This is a genomic window from Nocardioides sp., from assembly GCF_031397825.1.
In the GTDB taxonomy this organism is placed as follows: Bacteria; Actinomycetota; Actinomycetes; order Propionibacteriales; family Nocardioidaceae; genus Nocardioides.
Map to the genome: position 1 here is coordinate 34413 of NZ_JANNML010000152.1, position 10381 is coordinate 44793.

General features: G+C 71.7%; 12 protein-coding genes. 4 read left to right on the forward strand and 8 right to left on the reverse strand.

Features of this window, described 5'->3' with window-relative positions:
• Positions 1-167: 167 nt before the first annotated feature.
• The 4 genes from RMN98_RS13465 to RMN98_RS13480 are packed head-to-tail and all read right to left on the reverse strand — an operon-like array spanning position 168 to position 4470.
• Positions 168-1493 (reverse strand): hypothetical protein, encoded by a 1326-nt coding sequence (locus RMN98_RS13465; RefSeq protein ID WP_309649330.1) that lies wholly within the window; start codon positions 1491-1493, stop codon positions 168-170.
• A gap of 7 nt (positions 1494-1500) precedes the next feature.
• Positions 1501-2187, reverse strand: a complete 687-nt coding sequence (locus tag RMN98_RS13470; protein ID WP_309649331.1) for a prepilin-type N-terminal cleavage/methylation domain-containing protein — start codon at positions 2185-2187, stop codon at positions 1501-1503.
• Positions 2184-3998: a type II secretion system protein gene (locus RMN98_RS13475; protein WP_309649332.1), complete on the reverse strand. Its 1815-nt coding sequence runs from the start codon at positions 3996-3998 to the stop codon at positions 2184-2186. Before RMN98_RS13475 ends, RMN98_RS13470 begins: the two co-directional genes overlap by 4 nt.
• The gene (locus RMN98_RS13480) at positions 3982-4470 is read right to left on the reverse strand and encodes a GspH/FimT family pseudopilin (protein ID WP_309649333.1); all 489 of its coding nucleotides are present in this window, start codon (positions 4468-4470) and stop codon (positions 3982-3984) included. The genes RMN98_RS13475 and RMN98_RS13480 overlap by 17 nt, the downstream gene beginning before the upstream one ends.
• 156 nt (positions 4471-4626) lie before the next feature.
• On the opposite strand from RMN98_RS13480, the gene RMN98_RS13485 reads away from it, so the two are divergent.
• The 3 genes from RMN98_RS13485 to RMN98_RS13495 all read left to right on the forward strand — a co-directional run bounded on the left by RMN98_RS13485 (position 4627) and on the right by RMN98_RS13495 (position 6135).
• On the forward strand, positions 4627-5019 hold the full coding sequence (locus tag RMN98_RS13485) for a prepilin-type N-terminal cleavage/methylation domain-containing protein (RefSeq protein WP_309649334.1): 393 nt from the start codon (positions 4627-4629) through the stop codon (positions 5017-5019).
• Positions 5020-5110: 91 nt separating this feature from the next.
• Positions 5111-5359 carry a hypothetical protein gene (locus RMN98_RS13490; RefSeq protein WP_309649335.1) on the forward strand — a complete coding sequence of 83 codons (249 nt, stop codon included), beginning with the start codon at positions 5111-5113 and terminating at the stop codon, positions 5357-5359.
• Positions 5356-6135 carry a FliA/WhiG family RNA polymerase sigma factor gene (locus tag RMN98_RS13495; protein WP_309649336.1) on the forward strand — a complete coding sequence of 260 codons (780 nt, stop codon included), beginning with the start codon at positions 5356-5358 and terminating at the stop codon, positions 6133-6135. Before RMN98_RS13490 ends, RMN98_RS13495 begins: the two co-directional genes overlap by 4 nt.
• A gap of 21 nt (positions 6136-6156) precedes the next feature.
• Here RMN98_RS13495 and RMN98_RS13500 read toward each other — a convergent pair whose 3' ends face one another.
• From RMN98_RS13500 to RMN98_RS13510, 3 genes are all read right to left on the reverse strand, one after another.
• Complete coding sequence (locus RMN98_RS13500) at positions 6157-7098, reverse strand: DMT family transporter (RefSeq protein WP_309649337.1); 942 nt, start codon at positions 7096-7098, stop codon at positions 6157-6159.
• Positions 7099-7185: 87 nt separating this feature from the next.
• A complete protein-coding gene (locus RMN98_RS13505) occupies positions 7186-7863 on the reverse strand; it encodes a response regulator transcription factor (RefSeq protein ID WP_309649338.1) in 678 nt (225 codons plus the stop codon).
• Entirely contained in the window at positions 7860-9014 is a 1155-nt protein-coding gene (locus RMN98_RS13510; RefSeq protein WP_309649339.1) for an ATP-binding protein, read from the reverse strand. Before RMN98_RS13510 ends, RMN98_RS13505 begins: the two co-directional genes overlap by 4 nt.
• A 122-nt stretch (positions 9015-9136) precedes the next feature.
• Here RMN98_RS13510 and phoU point away from each other — a divergent pair, with 122 nt between their 5' ends.
• Positions 9137-9796: a phosphate signaling complex protein PhoU gene (phoU, locus tag RMN98_RS13515; RefSeq protein ID WP_309649340.1), complete on the forward strand. Its 660-nt coding sequence runs from the start codon at positions 9137-9139 to the stop codon at positions 9794-9796.
• Between the two features lie 108 nt (positions 9797-9904).
• Here phoU and RMN98_RS13520 read toward each other — a convergent pair.
• The coding region (locus tag RMN98_RS13520) for a 2,3-bisphosphoglycerate-dependent phosphoglycerate mutase (RefSeq protein WP_309649341.1) at positions 9905-10381 on the reverse strand (477 nt) is incomplete at its 5' end.

Here is a 10381-nt window from a genome sequence, read left to right on the forward strand (position 1 = left end):
GGTCGTGTGTCGGAGAGCGCGCTGCGCCGCTGTGAGCGGCACACGACCTGGTGCCTCTGGGCCGACCGTTCGATCGCGGAGCTGATCGACCCACCGGACACGACCTGAGTCCACCGCCCCACCTCCGCAGCCGGGGCGGTCATCGCCATGTCCGGAACGGGCCAGCGTCAGCGGTCGAGCTCGCGGTAGTCGTCGACGACGACGGAGTAGAGGCTGGGGCTGAGGTTGTCGAGGAAGCAGTCGTTGAGGCTGATGTCGATCGTGCCGGCGAGGTTGACGGTGTTGGCGAACATGGTGCCGACGAAGTCCGGGGTGCCGTTGCCCTTGTCGACCTCGCCGTAGGTCCGCGAGGTCAGCACGATGCTGGCGGCGACCTCGCCGTTGCCGTTGAGGCGGACGTTGCCGCCCTCGATCACGATCAGCAACGACCGCTGCTGGCAGCCGCCCTGCCCCCAGGTGCTGCCCAGCGCCTTCAGGTCGACGACGCCGCCCGGGTCGGACGTCGCAAGGTCGAAGAACATCACGGCATCGGGGGTCACAGCCGGGTTCGGCACGGTGTAGGTCCGCGTCGTGAAGTAGCTGCCCTGCGACCGCGCGACCGCGCGCAGCTCCTCGAGCTTGTCGACGGGCATCGGGTCGTCGTCGAGGCCGAAGAGCTCCAGAAGGGCGGCGTCGTCCTGCAGGAAGGTGCCGTCGACGTCGTTGGCGGCATCCGCGTCGAGGTTCTGCGCCTGGTAGTAGACGGGATGGGCGGCGGCCAGCGCGGCACACGCCGCCCCCTGGGAGTCCTGGTCCCAGCGCAGCGGATCACCGGAGGCGCGGCACCGAGCGGCGGCGGTCTTGTGGATCGCCTTGTTGTCGGTCGGACTGCAGCTGCTGCCGCTGCCGTTGCCGTCGGTGATCACCTTGGAGGAGTGGACGGCAGGAGGGATCCCGTAGGCCGCGTCCTGGCTTCCGAAGAAGTCGATCTTCGCGCGGTTGAACACGCAGCCGGTCGTGAAGATGCTGATGTCGCGCAGGTCCGGCGTCCCCGCACCCTGCACGGAACGGGCGAAGATCCCGAGCGGCAGGCCGAGCTGACGCAGCGTGAGGGTGACGTCGACCTGGACCGAGCGCCGCCCCTGCCCGGCGGTGCCGAGGGACGTGAGTCGATAGCGACGGTCGCGAGCGTCGCTGGCGGGGAGGGGGGCGATCGTGACGCTGTAGTCCTGGGTGGGACTCCCGACGACCTCGCCGACGATCGGCGTCGTGCGCACACCACGGCTGCCCGTGGAGCGCAGGTAGGAGATCGCCTGGGTGATCCCCGCGTCCGCCGCGTCCAGCGCTCGGGCGGAGTCCTGGGCGCGACGGCTGGAGCCGAGGTTGGTCACGGTCGCAGTGAGGACGGTCGTGGTCAGCACGGCCACCAGCGCCATCACCATGATCGTGATCACCAGGGCGGCACCCTCGTCGCGAGGACGGCAGGGCGAGGTCATGTGGGCCGCTTCGGTCATGTCTGCCTCACGTCTGGGAGCGGTTGCGCAGGTCGGCCTGGAAGGAGAAGGTCTGGCTCCCGGATCCGTCGCTGACCTCGAGCCGCACCGAGACCAGGTCGACGTGCTCGAGCTCGGGGTCGTCCGGACGTCCGTTGCCGTTGCCCACGGGCGCGCCCGCCGCGTCCAGCTCCTGCCAGGAGGTCGTGCCGTCGAGGACGCCGTCGAGCTCGCCGTCGTACTGCCAGAGGCTGCTGCGCAGCTGGAGGTCCAGGCTCACGACGTCCCCGGCGAGGATCGGTCGGGTGACCGCGGTGCCGGAGGCGTCGTCGGCCGTCAGCGTGAGGCGGGCCGTGCCCGGCTCCCAGCGGTAGGTGAGCACCTCGGGGTCGGCGGCGCTCAGGTCACGTACGCCGTCGCCGTCGAAGTCGGTCCAGAAGGTGATCGCGGTGGTGGTCGACGTCGCGCTGTGGAACTGGACGGCGATCACGTCGCTGGCCTGGCGCAGCTCGCGCGCCATCCGCTCCATGGCGAGCCGCGACTCGCCGGTCAGGTCGCTGCTGGAGCGCGCGTCGTCGCTCACCGACGCCGTCGAGAGGGCGAAGCCGAGGAGCAGGGTGCTCACGAGACCGAAGAGCCCCATCGCGACGAGCACCTCCACCAGGGAGAAGCCGGCGTCGTTGTCCTCGGGCTCCCAGCGGTCGGTCGGGCTCATCGGGCGTCCTCGGCGCTGCAGGTGAGGGAGCCCAGTGTGAGGGAGACGGCCGAGGTCGGGTCGGCGAGCTCCACGGTCGTCTCGGGTGGCACGGGAGTGGGTGCCGGCTGGCCGTCGGTGAACGCGACCGACTCACTGGCGTCGGTGGGGGAGCGCACCGGCTGGGTCAGGATGCTGACGACCCCGGGCAGGTCGAGGGTCGCCGTTCCTGGCACGGCGACCCGGGACACGCGCGCCGTCGTGAGCGACGACCACGAGGCGACGTAGTCACCCAGGTCCCGGCCCGGCCCGAGCGGCAGCGTCCGGGGATCGAGGTCGGCGAGGTCGGTCGATCCGGGCGTCACCGTCGCCACGACGACGTAGCCGCTCGGGCTCCAGCGCTCGACGACGGCCCGGTAGTCGTAGCCGGAGCTCGCCGTGTGGGCACCACCCGACACGGCGCACCTGACCGAGGCACGCTCCAGCCGCACCCGGAGGACCCCGTCGGGGGCGAAGCCCGTGGGCAGGACCGACATCACCGCGGTGCGTGCGGTGCCGCACGCCTCGACCAGCGTGGGGGTCGGGTCGGTCGGTGAGGTGGTGCGCAGCCACCCTCCTGCCGTGGCGCGGTGGCTGCCGCCGTCGCTGCTCGCCGTGCACGAGGCCGAGAGGCCTGGGCTGACGCCGGCTCCGTTGTCGACGCGGACCAGGGGGAGGGCCAGGGCCAGGCTCGGGCGGTACTCCGCACCGGCCCCGCCCGAGAGCACGAGAGCATCACGGGAGGAGTCGGTGACCGACGCGGTCACCGGTGTCGCCGGGGAGCCCACGCGCGGTCGGGCGTCCGAGGCGCTGACCGACACGGCGCTGTGGGCGGTGGACCCCCAGCAGACCAGGGCGCAGCCGCTCGAGTCGAGCTGGCCGGCGCCCTGGCTGCCGGCCGGGCTCGCGGTGTCCGGTGGCGCCTGGACACTGGTCGTCGCCCCGCTCGCCTGCTGACCCGTGCCGAGGCCGGTGAGGGCAGAGGTCAGCACGGCCCTGGCCTCGCTCGAGCCCGTCAAGGAGGCGGTGAGGTCGACGAGCCCCGCGGAGAGCGTCAGCGGCAGCTGGTCGACGGTCCCGGTGCCGATCTCGACCGCGGTCACCTCGACCGAGCTGCTCATCCGTGCCTGGACGACGTCCTGGCGCCCGATCTGGGTGGAGGAGGTGACGGGTGAGTGCGAGGTGCTGCGGGTGGGGAAGACGGTGACGGTCACGGCCACCTGGGAGGCCGGAGGGGTGGCTCGACCGGTGAGCTGGCTGCTGTAGCCCGTCCGTGGCACGACGACCGTGGGCGGGGTGGTGTTGGTCAGGAAGCGGGTGTCGGTGACGATCACGTAGCCGGTCAGGTCGGGGTTGCTCGGTCCCGTCGCTGCCGTGCGCACGTGGCGGTAGAGCGGCCCCGTCGGCTCCCAGCCGCACCGCGGTGCGGTCGCGGGGACGTAGCCGGTCCAGGAGGTGGTCGGGACCGCCCAGCGCTCGCTCTGGCCGCAGGAGACAGGTCCGGTCGGCGGGGTGAGGTCGCGGTAGTAGCGGTCGAGCACGTCGATGTAGTCACCCGCCTCGGGGGCGACGTGGAAGGGCAGGTTGCGCATGCGTTCGAGCTCGGCCTGGGCCAGGCCCTTGGCCTGCGTGCTGGCGCGCGCCAGGTCGTTGCCGCGGATCCCCACCACGAGCTGGGGGAGCACCGCAATGACGAGCACGCCCAGCAGCCCGAGCGCGACGATGACCTCGACGAGGGTGAAGCCCCCGTCGGTGCCGCTCCCCGCCGTACGCCGGTCAGCGCGTCTCGACACGACCGGTCAGCCCTTCCACGCTGATCGTCCAGGTCCGCGACGAGCCGTCCCGGCCGAGGACCACCTGACCCGGGGTCGCGGTGCCGCGGGAGCTGAACGTCGCGCCGGTCGTGGCGCCCCCTGCGGCACTGAAGGTGGCGCTGCGGAGGTGGACCCGGGCGCTGTCGACCTCGACGGGGCCCTCGATCACGGTGCGGGCCGGGTCGGCGCAGGTGCCGCGGAAGAGCGTCCAGCGGTCGCCTGCCGTGTCGAACTCGACGCACGTCGCCCGGCCCTCGGTCACCGCCCGCTGCTGGGCCTGGCGCAGGACGGCCTGGACCTCGGTAGCGGCGCCCTCGTGCTCGCTGGAGCGGGCCCACGAGGTGTAGCCGCCCACCGCGATCGCCATCAGCACCCCGACCAGGCCGATCGTCACGACCAGCTCGACCAGCGTGACGCCGGCGTCGAGGGGGCGGCTCTGGCGGGAGGGCATGCGGGGTTCCTCGGTCGTCGTGAGCCCGGGCTTGAGGCTGCGGGTCCCTGGTCCAGACCGGGCTCAAGGCCGCCGTCGACCGCCCCGACAACCCCGGTGCAGCACCACGCCGACGTCGGTCGGCAGCTCCCTCCCCCCTCACCCAGGAGAATCCTCATGCTCAAGACCCCCCAGCCCCGCTCCAAGGACCAGGGCTTCACCCTGATCGAGCTCCTCGTCGTCGTCGTGATCATCGGCGTCCTCGCCGCCATCGCGATCCCCGTGTTCCTCAACCAGCGCGAGAAGGCCGCCGACGCCGGCGCCAAGTCCGACCTCAAGAACGCCGCGACGATCCAGGAGACCTACCTGGTCGACGAGGGCACCTACACGGCGGACGAGGCCGTCCTCACCACCGCCGGCTTCAAGAACACCGAGGACGTCACCTTCACGATCCTGTCCGCCGACGTCGACGGCTACTGCATGTCCGCGACGGGCGCGCCCTCCGATGTGATCTGGTACTACGACTCGAGCAACGGCGGCCTGCTCCCCTCGGGCGACACCTGCGCCTGAGCCACCGGCGTACGGCGCGTCGCGGGACCACCTCGCGGCGCGCCGTACCGGCACTGACAGCACCACCCGCAGGACCGACTCGGAGGACACGATGGGCATCGAGAAGCACGAGGACCCCGGGCTCGTCGACGACGCCGGGCCAGCCCCGGCGCTGGCCGCCGACCTGGCCACCCTGACCCGACTGCTCCTCGACCTGCCGCTCGTGCCGGGCGAGGAGCCACGGGTCGGCGAGCCACGGGTCGAGGAGCCACGGGTCGAGCCGGAGACCGTGGACACCGTCAGGTCCGACTCCCGCCGCTCGACCGTGCTGCTCTCCGAGCTCGCCTTCCTCGACGAGTGAGCGTGGGACACTGCGCGGGTGTCCCGACCCGCACGCACGCCCCGCACCCGGTGAGCGAGCAGGACGCCGCGGCGACGCTGTGGCAGGACTTCCAGCGCGACCCCTCGACGGAGCTGCGCAACCGGCTGGTCCTGCAGTACTCCCCGCTGGTGAAGTACGTCGCCGGCCGCGTCCGCGCGGGCCTGCCGCCCAGCGTCGAGTCCGCCGACCTGGTCTCCGAGGGCGTCATCGGCCTGATGGACGCGATCGACAAGTTCGACCCCGACCGGGGGCTGCAGTTCCAGACCTACGCGGTGCCGCGCATCCGCGGCGCCATCATCGACTCCATCCGTGCCGCTGACTGGGTGCCCCGCAGCGTGCGCACCAAGGTCCGCGACCTCGACCGGGTGCGTGAGGAGCTGCTCCTGCGGCTCGGCCGACCGCCGGAGGACACCGAGCTCGCGCAGGCGGCCGGGCTGCCGCTGAGCGAGGTGCGCGAGGTGCTGGGGCGCCCCACCTCCATCGCGAGCGTCGACCAGGACGAGCTCGCCGAGATCCACGACGCCGGGCCCCGCCTCGACGACGCCTTCGAGGACGAGGGGATGCGCGACCTGCTGATGCGCGCGGTCCGGCTGCTGCCCGAGCGGGACCAGGTCATCGTCGCGCTCTACTTCTTCGAGGGCCTCACCCTCGCCGAGATCGGCCGGGTCCTCGATGTGACGGAGTCACGGGTCAGCCAGCTGCGCAGCCGTGCGACCAGGGCGCTCCAGGTCGAGCTCGCCGCGTCGCTGCGCTGAGGCCTCGACCAGCCAGCCCGGTCAGGCAGGAGGTGTGGCGACCGTCGCCCTCGATCGCGGCTTGCGGCGAGCCACCGCGACGCCGACGAGCGCGAGCGCACCACCGAGGTAGGCCATGGTCACCGGGGTCTCGCCGAGGAAGACCAGCCCCATCACGATCGTGATCGGCGGGACGAGGTAGGTCGTCACGCCCAGGCTGGAGGCGCTCATGTGCTTCAGGGCGAAGGCGTACGTCGTGAACGCGATCGCCGTGGGGAAGATGCCGAGGTAGAGCACCCACAGCACCGACGACGTCGGCGCTGACCGGGTCTCGGTGACGAGGGTGCCGAGGAAGGGCAGGCAGGCGACGGCTCCGACCGTGCAGGCCAGCCAGGTGATGGTGAGCGCGGGCAGACGGGCCACGAGCGGTTTCTGCAGGATCAGGCTGACCGAGTAGACGACGGCCGCCAGCAGGCAGAGCAGCACCCCGAGCACGTCGCTCTCGCCGCCCTCGGGCTGGGCCAGGCCGATCAGGGCGACGCCGCCGAACGCGAGGGCGAGCCCCAGGCCGAGGTAGATCGTGAAGCGCTCGGACAGGAAGAGCGCCGCCAGCAGGGCGATCAGCACCGGGGAGACCTGGATCAGCATCGCGGCGGTGCCGGCGTCGATGCGCTGCTCCCCCTCGTTGAGCGCGACGTTGTAGACGCCGAACCACAGCACGCCGATCGTCACGATCGAGACCCACTCGCGACCGGTCGGCCGGGGGAGCTCGCGCGTCACGGCGAAGCCACCCAGCACGACGGCCCCCACGAGCAGCCGTCCCAGCGACAGCGGGCCGGCGGAGAAGTCCTCGCCCAGGTGCCGGATCGCGACGAAGGCCGAGGCCCAGAGGACCAGGGTGACCGCCACGGCCGCCGGCGGGAGCCAGGTGGGCGCGCCGGCCTGGGGCTCGGCTGCGGTCGCGGGGTTCGTCGTACTGCTCACGTGGTCAGCGTAGGTGCCGCCGACCGTCCCTGACACGCGGGTTTCGGACATGGGGCCGCGAGATGCGGCCAGGTCGCCGAACACGACTCAGAGATCGAGCTTGTAGCCCAACCCCCGGACGGTGACGAGGTACTTCGGCTCGCTCGGTTCGGGCTCGAGCTTGGCGCGCAGCCGCTTGACGTGGACGTCGAGCGTCTTGGTGTCGCCGACGTAGTCGGAGCCCCAGACCCGGTCGATCAGCTGCCCGCGGGTGAGGACGCGACCGGGGTTGCGCAGGAACATCTCGAGGAGCTCGAACTCCTTGAGGGGGAGCCGCTGCTCGCTGCCGTCGACGGTCACGACGTGGCGCTCGACGTCCATGCGGACCGGGCCCGCCTCGAGGGTGTCGGGGGAGAGGTCCGGGTCGGTGCCGCGGCGCAGGACGGCGCGGATGCGCGCGACGAGCTCACGGGGGGAGTAGGGCTTGGTGACGTAGTCGTCGGCGCCGAGCTCGAGCCCGACCACCTTGTCGACCTCGTCGTCCTTGGCGCTGACCATGATGACCGGCACGTTGCTGGTCTGGCGGATCGTGCGGCAGACCTCGGTGCCGGGGATCCCGGGCAGCATCAGGTCGAGCAGGACGATGTCGGCGCCGTTGCGGTCGAACTCCACGAGCGCCGCGTTGCCGTCGGCCGCGATCGCGACCTCGAAGCCTTCCTTGCGGAGCATGTAGGCGAGCGCGTCGCTGTAGCTCTCTTCGTCCTCGACGACGAGTACACGCGTCACGGTCTGTCCTCCTGGTGGGTGCTGCTCGGGGTCCCGAACGAATGGTGGGGCAAGGTGAGGGTGAACGTCGAGCCCTGGCCCTCGGCGGACCAGACCCGGATGTCGCCGCCGTGGGTGGCGGCGACGTGCTTGACGATGGAGAGCCCCAGGCCGGTGCCGCCGGTGGAGCGGTGGCGGGCGGGGTCGACGCGGTAGAACCGCTCGAAGATCCGATCGATCTCCCGGTTGGGGATGCCGATGCCCTGGTCGACGACCGAGATCTCGACCTGGCCCTCGCTCTCGCGGGTCGTCACGAGCACCGTCGAGTCGGGCTCGGAGTAGGCGACCGCGTTGGCGACCAGGTTGGCCACGGCCGCGGTGATCTGCTCCTCGCTACCAAGGACCTTCAGGCCGTGGGTGCCGCTCGTCACGATGTTGATGTGCTTGGAGCCGGCATCGATGGCGCTGGTGTCGGCGGCGACCGCGACGACCCCATCGAGGTCGACCGGGGTCGGGGAGTCGGGCGGGTCGTCGCCCTGGAGCCGCGAGAGTTCGATGACCTGCTGCACCAGCCGGGACAGCCGGTCGCTCTCGTGGAGCATCCGGTCGGCGAAGCGCTTGACCGCGACCGGGTCCTCCGCAGCCTCGTGCATGGCCTCGGCGAGCAGCCGGATCGCCCCGACCGGGGTCTTGAGCTCGTGGCTGACGTTGGCGACGAAGTCGCGCCTCACGGCCTCGACGCGCCGCTCGCGGGTGCGGTCCTCGACCAGGGCGAGCACGAGTCGGGAGCCGAGGGGCGCGACGCGGGCGGTCACGTGGCGGGCCGGCCCGATGGAGCGCGCCATGACCAGCTCGGTCTCGCGGATCTGCCCGTCGCGCCGGACCTGGCTGACCAGGTCGGCGAGCTCCTCGGACACCAGCTGGGTGCCCCGGACCAGCCCGAAGGCGTAGGCCGGCGCGGAGGCCTTGAGCACGACGTCGGCCTCGTCGACGACGACCGCGCTGCTGCGCAGGACCGAGAGGACGGCCGCGACACCGGGAGGGACGACGGGCTCCTGGACGGCGGGGACCCGCTGCTGCTGGCGGTCGCTGATGGCCCACGCCAGCACGGCGCTGCCGGCCACGACAGCACCGAGCAACGCGGCGAGGAACGCCTGCATCGTCGGGTCCATGACTCGAATCGTACGGGCGAGTTCACCGCGAGTTCGCCGACCTGAGCGGGGCTTCGCACTGTTCACCCCGCGTTCACGACCCGACCCCGACTCGTCATCTAGGTGCTTCTAGGCTCTCGTGCATGCGTGAGCTCTTCCATGACCAGCTGGATGCGATGTTCGTCGACCTCGCCGGCATCTGCCGCCAGGTCGAGACGGCCGTCGGTCTGGCCACCCAGGCCCTGATGACCGGTGACGCCGCGATCGCCGAGCAGGTGATCAGTGGTGACATCGAGATCGACCGTGCCCGCGAGGCCGTCGAGGAGACCGCGTTCTCCCTGCTCTCGCTGCAGCAGCCCGTGGCCGGTGACCTGCGCACCGTCGTCTCGGCGCTGCGGATGGTCAGCGAGCTCGAGCGGATGGGTGACCTGTCGGTCCACGTCGCCAAGATCGCCCGCCTGCGCGTGCCGGAGCTGGCCGTGCCCCTCGAGGTGCAGCCCACCGTGAGCCGGATGGGCGAGGTGGCCGAGGACATGGTGCGTCGGGTGTCGCAGATCATCACCGGCCGCGACGTCGAGGCCGCGATCGCCCTCGGTCGCGACGACGAGGTCATGGACCAGCTGCGCCGCAAGAGCTTCACCGAGCTGCTCTCCGACGACTGGGCCGGAGGCGTCGAGGCCGCCGTCGACATCGCCCTGCTGGGCCGCTACTACGAGCGCATCGCCGACCACGCGGTCTCGGTCGCCAACCGGATCGTCTTCGTCGTCACCGGGCACAACCCCAGCGCACTCCCGCTGCAGTAGGGCTCTCGCCGGATCTCGACCCGCCCGTCACGACCTCGTTCCTCGATCGTGGGGCTCGCTCGATCTCCCTGAGCCCACGCGCCGAGCTCGTGCCTCGCTCAGCCCTGCTCAGCGACCCTGGTTGGCGACGGCCGCGGCGGCAGCCGCGGCCGCCTCCGGGTCGAGGTAGGTGCCGCCCGGGGTGACCGGGCGGAACGTGTCGTCGAGCTCGTAGACCAGCGGCATGCCGGTCGGGATGTTGAGCGCGGCGATGTCCTCGTCGCTGATGCCGTCGAGGTGCTTGACGATGCCGCGCAGGCTGTTGCCGTGGGCGGCCACGAGGACCGTCCGGCCCGCCGACAGGTCGGCGGTCACGTCGGACTCCCAGTAGGGGAGCATCCGCGCGATGACGTCCTTGAGGCACTCGGTGCGGGGCAGGTCCGCGCCGAGGCCGGCGTACTGCGGCAGGTGGGCCTGGGAGAACTCGGCGTCGTCGTCCAACGGCGGAGGCGGCGTGTCGAAGCTGCGGCGCCAGAGCATGAACTGCTCCTCGCCGTACTCGTCGAGCGTCTGCTTCTTGTCCTTGCCCTGGAGGGCGCCGTAGTG